Below are 12,664 nucleotides of genomic sequence, written 5' to 3' on the forward strand. Positions count from 1 at the left end.
GTTATGTTGGCTAAATCTACGTTCCTACGGATAAGCTTCAAAGTTCACCCCCAGCAGGGCTATTCGAATCGAAACAGACTTTTACGGACCTATTAGGGTTTCTGCCAGAGAAGTTCCCCGTGCGGCATGACAAAGAGAGCTCCAGGCTGTGAACCCCATTCTCTCCACCCTTGAGCCACCTCTTGCAATTCCTGAATACTAGTCAGCCCTCTCTCAACAATTTGTTGCCCTAGGACAGTTTGTTCTAATCGCTCAGCCCATGAACAGGCCAGTTGTTGAGCCTCTTCACCCGTGTATGTCCAGGTGGAAGTTGTAAAACGTGCTCCGCTTAAACCCGCCTGTCGAGCATACGAAAGAAGTCTGCGTCCAGCACTTGGTTCCCCACCGTTATTCCGAGCAACCTGTAAATATAGTTCTCGCCATCGTGAAATTTTAGATGATGTAGGGAACCAGAAAAAGCTCTCGTAGTCGGCATCGCGAATGGCAACGTACCCACCAGGCCTCACTACACGAGCCATTTCTGTGAGAGCCTGAATAGGGGTGCTAACGTGTTGAATAACCTGGTGCGCATGAGCTACATCAAAATTATTGTTTGCAAAGCTGAGGTGATGCACGTTTTCTACGGAGAATTTTGCCGAAATTCCTTGTTCAACGGTGAGGCCCTTATCGAGAAAATGTCTTTTGCAGAGATTTAACTCTTCCTCCCCAATTTCAGTGGCTGTTACCCTGCCAGTTAACCGTGCAAAATCTGCGGTGATACTGCCGGGGCCGGCACCAATATCCAACAGATTCATGCCCGAGGCGAGATATGGTCTGAGATAGGCCGCAGAATTATCGATGGTACGCTGCTGGTGTGCGTTGAGGACTGGTTTTTGGTGCCCGTGAGTATAGGACTCTTTCATTCTTAAATTTCGCTTTCAAAAGGAATGATGAAATCTAACTTATCCCCAATTTCATTATATGAGCATTAGATTTCATAATTTAGATGCCATTAAACTACTGCACTTGACTGCGGCTCATAGTAAAAATCGTGAACCTTTTTGCGTTTTCTCCCCCCCTACATATCTTTCGCTGAGTGCAAAAGCGCAGTCTATATCTAGCATCTGTTGAGGATGGCATGACAGAATGGGGAACATGACTGCAACTGCTAAAGCAACACTTCACACCAACCACGGCGACATCGTTGTTAACCTTTTCGGTAACCACGCGCCGCTGACCGTCAAGAACTTCATCGGTCTCTCCGATGGTACCCAGGAATGGCGCCACCCCCGCACCGGTGAAGTAGAGAACGGTCCCCTCTACAAGGACGTCGTTTTCCACCGCATTATTCGCGACTTCATGATTCAGGGCGGCGACCCCCTGGGCCAGGGCATCGGCGGCCCCGGCTACCAGTTCAAGGACGAAATCCACCCCGAACTGAGCTTTAACAAGCCCTACCTACTGGCCATGGCAAACGCTGGCCCCGGCACCAACGGCTCACAGTTCTTCATCACCACCGTTGAAACCCCCTGGCTCAACGGCCGCCACACCATCTTCGGTGAAGTTGTTGATGAGGATTCCAAGAAGGTCGTTGACGCTATTGAAGGCGTATCAACCGGTGCTATGGACCGCCCCGTTGAGGACGTCGTTCTCTCCTCAATCGACATCGAAGAACTCTAAGCGTTAGAAAATCTTTATCACGTAAGTGCCCGCCCGATTTATCGGGTCGGGCACTTACTTTATACCCGCGGCAAGGCTGCAAGAAAGGACGCCAGTGAGCGAGCCCGCCAGCTACGGCTATAACAACAATCAGCAATCGGTCTGCCCACGCCACCCGGACCAGGTAACCTACGTACGGTGCGGGCGCTGCGGCAGACTGGCCTGCGGAAAATGCCAGATACCCTTAGAAGTGGGCATGATGTGCGTGGACTGTAGGCAACAGGTGCGCGCCGCCCAGCCCGCCAGCCGTACAACCCGTAGCAAACCGGTGGTGACCTACGCTCTCATTGCTCTTAACGTGCTGGTGTGGGCTCTCCAGTGGGTTTTCCCCAGCGTCTCCACCTTTGGGCTTTACAACCCTGCCTGGGTTGAATATTCGGGGGAGTGGTACCGAGCTCTAACCTCCGGCTTCCTGCATTCGCTGGGTAACCTCTCCCACCTACCGCTCAACATGTTCTCCCTTTACCTTTTTGGGCAGGCGCTAGAACCAATTCTTGGACGTTGGAAATTCCTATCGACCTACCTGCTCTCAATCCTGGGAGGATCAGCTGCCGTGCATGTTATCGCCCGCTTCTGGGGCGATTACGGGGACATGACCACCAGTGTCCTGGGTGCATCCGGTGGGGTATTTGGTCTCTTTGGAGCCTTCTTTGCACTGGCACGCGCTCGCAGACAGAGTACCAGCGGAATTATGGTGCTGGTGGCGATCAACTTTGTTTATGGGCTTATGTTCCCCGGAGTTTCCTGGGAGGCACATCTGGGAGGGTTGGTAACGGGCGCTATCGTAGCTACCCTACTGAGCGGATTGCCCGAACCTCGAAAACGTAAATAGATATCCACAGGATCTATCCACAGCTGTTAATAACTACAGGAGTGTAATTTCAACAGTGTTAACAGACTGTGGATAGTGCCAGCTCGGCTTTAAATTGCAGTAAATTACACTGGTGTAAGAGATTTCCCCAATTTTATCCCCACCTGTGGATAACTGCCAGGAACAGGGTGTGTAGAAAATGTAATTTCAAGTTTTCAGCCCTCCTGGTGGGAAAGTGCAGCGTAACTTCCGAACAGTATCCCCCATCAAATAAAGGACATTACATCATGAAGAAAGTTAACTGGCTTGGCAATGGTATTGCTTTGCTGCTTTTCATTGCAGTTCCTCTAGCAATTGGTTTTACCGGTAGTTTTCTCACGGGAGATCAGGTCGATGGTTGGTATGCCTCAGCGGATCAGGCACCCTGGACGCCACCTAACGCGGTGTTCGGCCCCGTATGGACTCTGCTATACGTGATGATCGGTGCAGCGGGATGGTTGCTCTGGCGCTCTACAGTTACGCACCAGAGACGACGAGCCTTTATTCTCTACGGCATCCAGCTGATTCTCAATGCTGTTTGGAGCCCGCTCTTTTTTGGCACCTATCCCACCTACGGTGTAGCGGGTCTATGGGTGGCTTTAGTGGTTATCTATCTGCTACTGCTCACCGTTATGGTAAGCATTAAGGTTTTTGCCTCCGTGAGCAAAATAGCTGCCTGGCTCTTTGTGCCCTATGGTCTCTGGGTTGCATACGCCAGCACCCTTAACCTATATATGGCACTACATAACTAAGAAGTAATATTTTTCATGGGAGGGCTCTGGTTAGTTAATCCAGAGCCCTCCCTGCAGATCTATGAGGGGTTCCTCTGAAATCTATTTAATCGAAGAAGATTCAATGAGAGCAGAGACAGACTTCGGAGCGGAAAAGGCCGAGGCAACAAAAGCTTCATCAGAGGTGCGCACAGTAGGGACCACTGCATTTCCGTTATTAACACTCTTTACATAAGCCTCAGCGTCGGCGTCTTCCCAAATATTGACCCACAGAGCACGGTCCCCTACCTCTCCCAGACCATCATTTAAGCGCTGGCAGAAAGGGCAACCAGGGCGCCAATAGATTGCTACCCCGCCCTTCGCTACAAATTCTTCAGCCTCAGTGTGGGTGCTTACTTCACGGTTCATGGGATGTACTCCTTGCTACGCCATGGGTGATAATACTCTACTGAACATCTGCCCCATCAATGTTATTCCCAGCCCTATCTACAGTGATACTTGGGTGCTGGCACAAAAAACGGGAGGTAACTATCAACAGTTACCTCCCGCCCAAGGAACAAACTTAGTCCTTCTTGAGGGAATCAGTTACGCCTGAAACGGCACCCTTGATATCCTCGACCTTATCTTTGATGCCGGCCTTGACCTGATCGGTCTTACCTTCAGCTTCAAGGTGGCTATCGCCGGTAACCTTACCGCCGAATTCTTTAGCCTTACCAGCCAAATTCTCTGCACCATTTTCAATCTTGTTATCTTCAGCCATGAGGTAGCTCCCTTCTGTCCCACTCAGAGAGTGGGGATAAAGCAGAACCCAATAATCTATTGCCTAGATGATTGGCCCTGCACTGTAAAAACCTGAAATTTTTTACTTACCGAAGCGCTCGCCGAGCTTGCCGGCTGCGTCGTTAACGGTGTCTTTAGCCTGCTGCGCGTGATCGTCGTTGACGACCTCCTTGCCAGCCTTATCATTGACGGTATCCTTGGCCTTGTCAACGTTGTCATTGACGGCGTTATTGAGATCGAAACCCATGGTTCTACCCCTTTCTACAGGAAATGTGGACGGTTCACTCGAAGGTTCACCGTTGATACTAAGCCTACGCAAGAAATGTATTTAAATAAACTATCAATCTCGAAAAGATAGCAAAATCTAGGGCAAACCCCAGCATATTCGAAGGAAAGCTAAAGAAAACACGGTGAAGAAAAAGGAACTACTCCCCAGCTAGACATTTACAGGCGTACACTATTTCTTCAGACGGCTCCATTGAACCGCCTATGAGATTTATGAGTGGTTAGGAGCCTCTCGTGCCTGCCCTTTTGCACAAAATCTCGACTCGCTCTCACAACAGTGACCCCGAGCCGACACCTCACCCTTTGGTTCAGCACGCACAAGCACGTGCATCCCGTTGGCTGATGCATGATTCCCCTGAACTTACCGCTGAAATTCAGGGTCCGCACGGTAGAAATAACACCCATCATGGTCATCCCTGGTGGAAGGTTATGTGTCTATCGGGTGTAGATTACTTCTCTACTCTTGGTTATCAGCCGGCCCTCGCCGCTCTCGCCGCGGGACTGCTTGCACCACTAGCTACCCTCATACTGGTTGCTGTTACTCTGCTAGCTGCCTTACCCATCTATCGCCGCATTGCTCAAGAGAGCCCTCGGGGTGCCGGTTCCATCCATCTTCTCGAGCGCCTCCTCTCAAAGTGGAACGCCAAAATATTTGTGCTCATCCTGCTCGGGTTCACCATCACCGACTTCGTCATCACCATTACACTCTCTGCTGCTGACGCTGCTGCGCACCTGGAAGCTAACCCGCTGGTGGCTCCTGTGCTGGGCGGTCACCACATGGTACGGACCCTTGGCTTACTAGCCCTACTCACGGCCGTCTTTCTGCGGGGATTCAACGAAACCATTAACGTCGCTGTGGTGCTGGTAGCTATCTTTATTCTTCTCAATCTTCTGGTGATCGGTGCTAGCTTCATAGAAATACTGCATACTCCTCATATCACCGGTAATTGGTGGTACGCGCTCACTGCGCAAAATGGTAACCCCTGGCTAGCTCTGGCGCTCGTGGTTCTGATCTTCCCCAAGATTGCCTTGGGACTTTCAGGCTTTGAAACCGGTGTGGTGGTTATGCCCCAAATCGGTAGCAAAAAATACTCAGAAAGTGACCAAGATGACCTCAGGATACGCGGCGCAAAATAGCTTCTCACAACAGCCGCCCTGACCATGAGTGTGCTCTTGATATGTTCATCTTTCGCTACCACCCTTCTTATCCCTCAGGAGGAATTTAAAGAGGGTGGAGATGCCAACGGTCGGGCGCTTGCCTACCTGGCGCACGACCTTCTGGGTGAAGGGTGGGGCACAGCCTATGACATTTCAACCATTCTTATCCTCTGGTTTGCTGGGGCTTCCGCTATGGCGGGGCTGCTCAACCTCGTCCCTCGATATCTGCCGCGCTACGGCATGGCACCAGAATGGACGCGTGCCTCACGCCCCCTGGTTCTCGTTTTTAGCGCTGTCTGCGTCTTCGTCACCCTTATTTTCGAGGCGGATGTTGAAGCTCAGGGCGGCGCTTACGCCACCGGTGTTTTAGTGCTTATGACCAGTGCTGCCGTAGCGGTCACTCTTTCCGCTAAAAAACGCCGTCAAAGGGCAGCCTTTCTCTACTACCTCTCGGCCACTCTTATCTTTGGTTACACCACCATTGCTAATATCTTTGAACGACCCGATGGCTTACGTATCTCCCTTTTCTTTATTGGCGGAGTTGTTTCTCTCTCGCTTCTCTCCCGGGCACTGCGCTCCTATGAGTTGCGAATCGACAGCGTAAACTTTGACCCGTTGGCGCTGGCTCTACTAGCGTGCAGCTCCAAACCTCTGCACTTGATCGCTCATCTGCCCGATAATTTCAATGCCGCTGACTACCGGGAAAAACTATCCAGGGAGCGTTGGGCTCATCACCTAGAGGCTGATGCCCGCATCATATTCGTTGAAATTGCTGTGGAGGACCCCAGCAACTTCAGCTCAGAACTCATGGTGCATGGTCTAGATGAAGGTGGGTATCAGGTGCTCAGTGCTTCTGGATCTTCGGTGGCTAACAGCATTGCAGCCCTTTCTCTTGCCCTGCGAGATATAACCGGGCAAGTGCCGCATATCTACCTGGACTGGGCGGCCGGTTCACCCCTCAAAAACTACATTGCCTTCGTACTCTTTGGGCAGGGACAAATCGTATCGACGGTCCACGAGGTACTTCGACGGGCAGAAAAGACCTTGCAGCACCGGCCCGTAGTCCATGTTTCTTAGATGGGTGAAACAGGGACTTCTGTGTGACTTAGAGATCCCTGTTCGCTGCTTGGCCTGCCACCATAGGGAGGAACTCAGGGTCAGCAAAGCCCTGCTGCGCATAGGCGAGGGCAACTCTTTCGGCCGCATGCTGTAGCTTATCGCTGTCAATCAATGCCATGACCGCTCCGCCAAAACCACCCCCGACGATGCGGGCACCTAGCGCACCCGCTGCTAGGCAGGTGTCCACAGCTATATCGATTTCTCGACGTGAGACACATAGCTCATCACGCATAGATACAAATGATTCGGTAAAAAGACGCCCCAGTTCTTCCCATGCGGTGGCGCCCAAGAGCTCGGTATTTTTGAGGAGATAAGCGGCGCGTTCAACTAGCGTCATATCGTGTAAGGTGTGGCGCAACCAGCCGCGTGGAAAGACTGGTTTATCGGCTGACTCATCGAGGGCTGCGAGGGCACGGTTAACCGTTGAATCCACCAAATCCAGGCGCCACTTCTTGGCCTGCTGCTCACTGAGCCCCGCGCACGAAAGGTCAGCGGGCAGGGCGTTGCGGAGGTAATCAAGGCCCATGCCTGCCGCGGCAGCTTCATTGGCTGCCCGTCGAGCCGCAAACTCACCGCCCGCTAGTTTATGGGGGGTGTTGGTATTGATGACGAGCCAGCTCAAGTGAGCCCGATCTACATCGGCTTCGACCGCTTCAATAGAAAAATCTCTGAAGTCAATCACCAGGGCTTTACCCCGCTGAGATCGGAGGGATGCCGTCTGGTCAAGACCGCCCGTGCGAGCTCCTGCTACTACATTCTCAGCCGTAATGCAGACCTGTGCCAGGCGGGCTCGCAGGGCATCATTGGTGGGACTGAGGTCAGAAGGTAGTGCGTCTGTTGCCGAGCACCCCGCGCGTAAGGGGCAGGAAAGATCAAGGAGAGCGAGGGCAGTTGAACATTCCAGGGCCGCTGACGATGAGAGACCGCCGCCTACCGGCACCTTGGAGTTAATGAGAAGGTCGGCACCAAAATTGAGTGGAAGAGCAATATCTCGCCCGCCCTCATGATTCATAGCCCAGGCGACACCGGCTACGTAGGTAAACCACCCTTTGAAGGTACCCGGTTGAATTTCACGCACCACCACCGTGCGGTCGTCCCCCGGCATTTGCACCGAGGATGCGCGGAGCACCCCGTCCGTGCGCATCCTACCCGCCACATAGGTGCGATAGGGCAGGGGCATGGGCATGCAAGAACCACCCAAAAAGTCGATGTATTCACCCAGGAGGTTCAAGCGCCCCGGAGCTGACCACACGCCATCGGGTTCAACCCCGTATTTATCGATGAAGGCGGCGCGCACTGTTTCTACCTCTGCGGCATGATCTGGCAGAGTAGCCCAGTGGGGTTCAGCGCTAATAGTCAAGGGTGCTCTTTTCTTCCGTGGGTAAACCTCTTGTATAACCTACTGCCGTGTGAGGTTATTTCAAAAACCCCGTGAATACTGCCCTGATAGCCTCCCGATAGGGGAGAGGGGCTTCAGTAGGGGGAGGAGAATTGCCCAACAAATAGCGGGTCTGATCCTGTTCGATGAAACCCAGCGCCACATGTACCAGAGTAAGTGCCGCTAAAGGGGCTTGTTGAGAACCGGTGGGATGGGTGAGGTAGGCCGTCAGATGATCTAAAAACTGTAGCTGATTAGGGTCTAGGGCTAGCGCCAGTCTGACCACTTCTGCAGCTTCTTTGACGGGAATCAGATGACTGTATACATCAGCGAAAATTCTATCTATCTCCCCCTGCTCGGCAGGGAAAGGAACATCGTTAAGGATGCGCGAAGCAAGGGAAGCGAGCAACTCCTGTTTATTCTTCACATGGTAGTAAAGCGCCCCTGGAGCCACGCCCAACTCGGTAGCTAGGCGTCGCATAGAGAGATCCGCAAGACCATACTGGTTCAGCAGGGTAAAAGCGGTATTAAGAATTCGGTCACGGTTTAAGGGCACCCTCTTATTGTTGCCTATTCTTTGCGTCTTCGCCCACTTACCGGTTTTAAGTTGAGCGGTGCAGGAGTAGATTTGACCTATGGCTTTCAATTTTTCAGATTTCACCACTAAAGTGCGCGCAGGCGGTAACGCCACGGCTGAGGACATCCACGGCATTCTGACCGCAAGCCCTGCGGCTACCTTCGCTCTCGTTGAATTTGCTGCCGAGCAACGCAGATTGTTTTTTCAAAACAGCTTAGAAGCGGGCAATTTGCTGGGTTCTGAAAACATGGTCAAACCTGCATCTGTGCTGGTGGAGATAAATGCACCCATCAATGCTGATGAACTAACCGAAACCATCATGGGCGTCGCATCTGACTCCGAGGTGCAGCGCACTGCCGTGGAGTTTGTGCAGGGGCAGGCACCGCACCTTCCCATGGAAGCTCTCAGAGTGCTGGCTGCTTTCCGCCTAGCATCACCGGTAAAGAGCTTACGCCTTGGTACCAGCCGAACCTCAACCTTGCGTTCTTTGCAACCGCTTGCGGTGCACATGATTGATTCCATGCTACTCAGTGAATTTTCAACCGACCAACCACAAGCAATTTTTGAGGATCTTAAGCTCATCAGGGATGCCGGTGTGGTGGTAGACGGATCCGCTGGTCGAGATCTTGTATCTGAATACGTAGCGGATCTTGAAGGACGAGGAATCGCTAATGCTGCAGAGTTAGCAGAGCTGGTCATTAATACATCTGATCAGGGCAGAGGTGGGTGCGGCGGAAACTGCGCCTGCGGAAGTGGTGGCTGCTCCTGAAATGAGCGGTGTGTCTCGAAGTGTGGCCATCCAGTGAGGAGCCAGTCAGCCTTAAATCGTCGATGACAGGGTGCTCTCAAGAAATTTGCAGATTTTTCACCTACCATGGGTAAGTGCTCACAAACCGTGACAGACCAGTAATATTCTTGGAAAAGAATATTTGAAGAAACCTTAAGGAAGCATGGATCCCAAAGAACTTTCGCCCGCCTACTTCACCTCACTGGCATCAGTTGTGCTCGGTGCCCTCATGATTGGCGCTAGCTCAACTCTTGTTTCGGTACTTGGCTGGCTTCTACTCTTTGCTGGAGTGGGGCTGAATGCCTTCTCTACCTTGATTATGGTTCAGCGACTTAAAGGTGGTCCGCTTCCTGCTGCCCTCACCGGTGAGGCATATTCAACACAGCATGAGTATGTAGAGACTGAAACTGCCGAACCTGAACCTGACACCGAAGCTCAGCACATTGTTGACAGTGAAGCTCAGGAGTCATCCCCTAAAGAGGGCGACCAGCGCATCTTCCGCTCCCCCTCACCCCGACCCCGCGTGCGCTAAAAGAAAGAAGAAGAATATATGGATACCCGCTTCCTTCTCTCTCCCGCCTACCTTGTATCAGTTGCCGCACTTATCGTAGGGGCTATTCTTAGCGGAACTGCTCTCATGATTGTGGGTTGGATTATCTTCATTGTAGGTCTGGCTCTTAACTCGATGGCCCTGGTTGTGTTGGCCAATAGGGAACAGCTCTATAAAGCACAGCGCGTGGGCACTATACCCAAGGCTGGCCAGAAACAGACCAATAACTAGTTGTCTCACGAGATTTTAGAGGGATCTGTTCACACCTATTGTTTGTGCGAGATTCTCTCCAAAATATTATTGAAAAAGTCAGTAAAGTGCGCCCAGGAGCTGTCCTCAATTTCAGTTAGCGCGGTTTCACGTACTTCATGAGCATAGATGCGGTGAGCCTTTTCGTATACGGCCAGGCCGGTATCTGTGATGATAATTCCTTTACCGCGCCGATCACTTTCTACAGGCTCTTTTCTCACCCACTTGTGGCGCAGTAGGACCTCAATCTGATAGGTAAGACGTGAGGGTGAAACATTGGTTTTCTGCGCCAACTCACCCATGCGAACGGCGGCGGGGGGGCCCTTTCCTGAGCCTACCAATGCGGAAAGAATAAGAAAATCCGTAAGCTTTATCCCCGCATTAGCGCGGAGAGTGCGATCAAGATGGGCATTTAGTGCGGCGAAGGCATTAGTGCATACCGTCCATAGCTCTTCTTGTTCTTTGGTGAAATTTTGGGTGCCGTAGGATGCACTCATAAGAATCCCTTTTCCTATGACCTATCTGTATCGAACCCCGGAATAGAGAATGTATCGTAGGTCTCTTTGTAAAAAAGATTATCTCTTTTTAAGTAATATTTTAAAATTTATCTGAAATATTAAGATAAAGATATGAGGATTAGGAAGAATTTAGCGTGCAGCATTTAACCTCAAGAGCTCTTCAAAAGGGGTTACCTCTAAAGTGCCCGGGCGTGTTTGAGCTGGGTTCTGCTGGGATAGTTTTGCTCCTCCCAGCGTCCACGCTAATAGCTGACTAAACTCTGCTGCCGCACCTTGAATTCGAGAAGTAAGCGCTGTATCGGCACCAAAATCATCGGTTGATGCGAAGACTCCTGAGGGCGATACGAGCGCCTTCAGATAAGAAAAGAGGGGGCGCATGGCACTGTCAATCACCAAGGGGTGTCGAGCTGTGCCCCCGGTGGCTGCCAATAAAACGGGTTTACCTGCCAGGCTTTCATCTTCAACCAGATCCCAGAAAGATTTGAAGAGCCCTGAATAGCTCGCTTTGAAAACTGGGGTGACCGCGATAATTGCGTCAGCCTCATGTACTGCCTTAAGTGCTGCATCAAGCGGTTCCGCAGGGAAGCCGGTGAGATAGTGATGGGTAATGTCTTTGGCAAGAGAGCGCAGTGAGATGATCGTAAACCGGGCGTCTATCCCTGCTCGGTTGAGTGCTCCTGCTGTTGCTTGGTGCAACTGTTCGCCGAGTAAGGCCGTGGTTGATGGTTCACTCAAGCCGGCGGTGACGACAATAATGTGTGCTGTTCTCATGGCGTTGCTCCTACCGAGTCACAGTAGCTGCGCTGTTGGCCTGCTTCATCTCTTCGAGTTTGGCGGCGTAGCGAGGGTGCAGGGGTGCGGTTGATGGGACGTGCGCCGGGCGCATTTTCTCAAACTCTTGACGTAACACCGGCACCACTTCTTCACCCAAGAGATCCAGCTGGTGTAGAACCTCTGTGAGGGGAAGACCTGCATGGTCCATGAGGAAGAGCTGACGCTGGTAGTCCCCGGCATAGTCGCGGAAGCTCAGGGTCTTTTCGATGACCTCCTGCGGTGAACCCACGGTCAGCGGGGTCTGTGCGGTGAAATCTTCAAGGCTAGGGCCCCCACCATAGACCGGTGCGTTATCGAAATAGGGGCGGAACTTGCGTACGGCGTCCTGAGAATTCTTGCTCATGAAAACCTGACCGCCCAGGCCAACAATCGCTTGGTCGGCTTTACCGTGCCCGTAGTGTTCAAAGCGCTCGCGGTAGAGACTTACCATCTGAGTGGTGTGTTCCTTGTTCCAGAAGATGTTGTTATGGAAGAAGCCGTCACCATAGTAGGCTGCCTGTTCGGCGATTTCGGGGGTGCGGATGGAGCCGTGCCACACAAAGGGGGCAGTTTTATCCAGGGGCTGCGGGGTCGCTGTAAAGGAATTCAATGGTGTGCGGAAGTTGCCCTTCCAGTTCACGACCTCTTCCGTCCACAGGCGGCGCAGTAGCGCGTAGTTTTCGATCGCCAGATTGACGCCCTGGCGAATATCTTTGCCGAACCAGGGGTAAACGGGGCCGGTGTTGCCGCGGCCCATCATGAGATCCATGCGGCCGTCTGTAAGGTGTTGCAGGGTGCCATAATCTTCCGCGATACGCACCGGGTCAGTGGTAGTAATCAGTGTGGTGGAGGTGGAGAGCTGGATACGCTCGGTCTGGGCTGCGATGTAGGCCAGGGTGGTGGTGGGGGATGAGGCGATGAAAGGTGGGTTGTGGTGCTGACCCATAGCAAAGACATCCAGGCCCACTTCTTCCGCCTTTTTGGCAATCTGGACGATGGCCTGCTGGCGCTCGTATTCACTGGGGGTTTTGCCGGTGGTGGGGTCTGTGGTGATGTCGGTGACGGTGAAGATGCCGAACTGCATGGTGCTACCTTTCGTGAAGCCCTGGTTCTTATGACTTCAATCTACACTCAAATACTTTCTTTGTAAAGTATTTGGGTCATGGGTGGC

General features: G+C 52.3%; 15 protein-coding genes and 1 pseudogene. 7 read left to right on the forward strand and 9 right to left on the reverse strand.

Features of this window, described 5'->3' with window-relative positions:
- Positions 1-92: 92 nt before the first annotated feature.
- Positions 93-902: a class I SAM-dependent methyltransferase gene (locus VVR27_RS10695; RefSeq protein WP_368548344.1), complete on the reverse strand. Its 810-nt coding sequence runs from the start codon at positions 900-902 to the stop codon at positions 93-95.
- 223 nt (positions 903-1,125) lie between these two features.
- On the opposite strand from VVR27_RS10695, the gene VVR27_RS10700 reads away from it, so the two are divergent.
- From VVR27_RS10700 to VVR27_RS10710, 3 genes are all read left to right on the forward strand, one after another.
- Entirely contained in the window at positions 1,126-1,659 is a 534-nt protein-coding gene (locus VVR27_RS10700) for a peptidylprolyl isomerase (RefSeq protein ID WP_409349957.1), read from the forward strand.
- A 94-nt stretch (positions 1,660-1,753) separates the two neighbouring features.
- On the forward strand, positions 1,754-2,530 hold the full coding sequence (locus tag VVR27_RS10705) for a rhomboid family intramembrane serine protease (RefSeq protein WP_368548346.1): 777 nt from the start codon (positions 1,754-1,756) through the stop codon (positions 2,528-2,530).
- 266 nt (positions 2,531-2,796) lie between these two features.
- Entirely contained in the window at positions 2,797-3,300 is a 504-nt protein-coding gene (locus VVR27_RS10710) for a TspO/MBR family protein (protein ID WP_368548347.1), read from the forward strand.
- Positions 3,301-3,381: 81 nt separating this feature from the next.
- Here VVR27_RS10710 and VVR27_RS10715 read toward each other — a convergent pair whose 3' ends face one another.
- The 3 genes from VVR27_RS10715 to VVR27_RS10725 form a co-directional block, all read right to left on the reverse strand.
- Positions 3,382-3,687 carry a glutaredoxin domain-containing protein gene (locus tag VVR27_RS10715; RefSeq protein ID WP_368548348.1) on the reverse strand — a complete coding sequence of 102 codons (306 nt, stop codon included), beginning with the start codon at positions 3,685-3,687 and terminating at the stop codon, positions 3,382-3,384.
- Between the two features lie 154 nt (positions 3,688-3,841).
- Positions 3,842-4,039 (reverse strand): CsbD family protein, encoded by a 198-nt coding sequence (locus tag VVR27_RS10720; RefSeq protein ID WP_251380488.1) that lies wholly within the window; start codon positions 4,037-4,039, stop codon positions 3,842-3,844.
- A 102-nt stretch (positions 4,040-4,141) separates the two neighbouring features.
- Entirely contained in the window at positions 4,142-4,306 is a 165-nt protein-coding gene (locus VVR27_RS10725) for a ribosome recycling factor (protein WP_346872015.1), read from the reverse strand.
- Positions 4,307-4,773: 467 nt separating this feature from the next.
- Between VVR27_RS10725 and VVR27_RS11595 the strand changes: the two are divergent.
- Positions 4,774-6,579: pseudogene (locus VVR27_RS11595) on the forward strand (amino acid permease).
- 28 nt (positions 6,580-6,607) lie between these two features.
- On the opposite strand, the gene VVR27_RS10740 reads toward VVR27_RS11595, so the two are convergent.
- Positions 6,608-7,981, reverse strand: coding sequence for a galactokinase (locus tag VVR27_RS10740; RefSeq protein WP_368548351.1), 1,374 nt, complete (start codon positions 7,979-7,981; stop codon positions 6,608-6,610).
- Positions 7,982-8,036: 55 nt separating this feature from the next.
- Positions 8,037-8,660: a TetR/AcrR family transcriptional regulator gene (locus tag VVR27_RS10745; protein WP_368548352.1), complete on the reverse strand. Its 624-nt coding sequence runs from the start codon at positions 8,658-8,660 to the stop codon at positions 8,037-8,039.
- Here VVR27_RS10745 and VVR27_RS10750 point away from each other — a divergent pair.
- From VVR27_RS10750 to VVR27_RS10760, 3 genes are all read left to right on the forward strand, one after another.
- Positions 8,635-9,345, forward strand: coding sequence for a hypothetical protein (locus tag VVR27_RS10750; protein WP_368548353.1), 711 nt, complete (start codon positions 8,635-8,637; stop codon positions 9,343-9,345). The two genes, VVR27_RS10745 and VVR27_RS10750, sit on opposite strands and share 26 nt — an antisense overlap.
- A 181-nt stretch (positions 9,346-9,526) precedes the next feature.
- Entirely contained in the window at positions 9,527-9,895 is a 369-nt protein-coding gene (locus VVR27_RS10755) for a hypothetical protein (protein WP_368548354.1), read from the forward strand.
- A gap of 18 nt (positions 9,896-9,913) precedes the next feature.
- Entirely contained in the window at positions 9,914-10,144 is a 231-nt protein-coding gene (locus tag VVR27_RS10760) for a hypothetical protein (protein WP_251380482.1), read from the forward strand.
- A 35-nt stretch (positions 10,145-10,179) separates the two neighbouring features.
- Here VVR27_RS10760 and VVR27_RS10765 read toward each other — a convergent pair whose 3' ends face one another.
- The 3 genes from VVR27_RS10765 to VVR27_RS10775 form a co-directional block, all read right to left on the reverse strand.
- Entirely contained in the window at positions 10,180-10,659 is a 480-nt protein-coding gene (locus VVR27_RS10765; protein WP_368548355.1) for a MarR family winged helix-turn-helix transcriptional regulator, read from the reverse strand.
- Between the two features lie 150 nt (positions 10,660-10,809).
- Positions 10,810-11,451 carry a CE1759 family FMN reductase gene (locus VVR27_RS10770; protein WP_368548356.1) on the reverse strand — a complete coding sequence of 214 codons (642 nt, stop codon included), beginning with the start codon at positions 11,449-11,451 and terminating at the stop codon, positions 10,810-10,812.
- A 10-nt stretch (positions 11,452-11,461) separates the two neighbouring features.
- The gene (locus VVR27_RS10775) at positions 11,462-12,577 is read right to left on the reverse strand and encodes an LLM class flavin-dependent oxidoreductase (RefSeq protein WP_346872007.1); all 1,116 of its coding nucleotides are present in this window, start codon (positions 12,575-12,577) and stop codon (positions 11,462-11,464) included.
- Positions 12,578-12,664: the final 87 nt, after the last annotated feature.

The sequence above is a fragment of the Rothia sp. LK2492 genome, from assembly GCF_040946345.1.
Taxonomy (GTDB): Bacteria; Actinomycetota; Actinomycetes; order Actinomycetales; family Micrococcaceae; genus Rothia; species Rothia endophytica.